The sequence below is a fragment of the Variovorax sp. 01T432 genome (genome assembly GCF_056398605.1).
The window spans coordinates 1-560 of the sequence record NZ_JBFTPS010000156.1; the positions used below are offsets into that span (position 1 = coordinate 1).

1 protein-coding gene is annotated in these 560 nt (G+C 72.7%); it reads left to right on the forward strand.

The window, feature by feature from the left end:
• The coding region (locus AC1DNF_RS35765; RefSeq protein ID WP_478153676.1) for a hypothetical protein at positions 1 to 560 on the forward strand (560 nt) is incomplete at both ends.

Genomic DNA, 560 nt, shown 5'->3' on the forward strand with positions numbered 1-560 from the left:
GACCGCCTGCGCTCGGCCGATGCGATGCGCGGCGAGACGCCCTACCTCCTGCACATCGCCTCGCGCATCGCCGCCGGGCAGCGCGGCATGACGGCCGCGCCCGAACTCGCCCACGCCGTCACCCGCCTGCTCGATACCCTCGCCAGCGCGCGCGAGAAGACCGAGGGACAGGGCGTGCGCGCTTCCATGCGCCAGGCCCTGCTCAGCCAGGAGCACACCCGGCAGGTCAGCCCGCTCGGCAAGGACAAGTACGCCAAGTACGTCGACTTCTATTCCCGAGCATTGCTCAGCGGCTCGCCGAGCCTGCCGAACAATGCCTCGCTGGGCGCGGCGCGCGAGCTCGGCGCCGCGGAACTGATGCCCACACGCGCAGAGCTCAAGACCGCCGGCCTGAGCGCGACGCGCGCGGCCAAGCTCGACGCCATCGAGCGCAAGGCCAGCCAGGCGCTCGACCTGCCCGCGATGCCCAAGGCAAGCGCTGAACTGAGCGACGTCGTTCAGGCCCTGGGCCAGGTGGACATCCGCGCCGCGCGCGCGGCCGATGCACAGCGCGGCGCGGC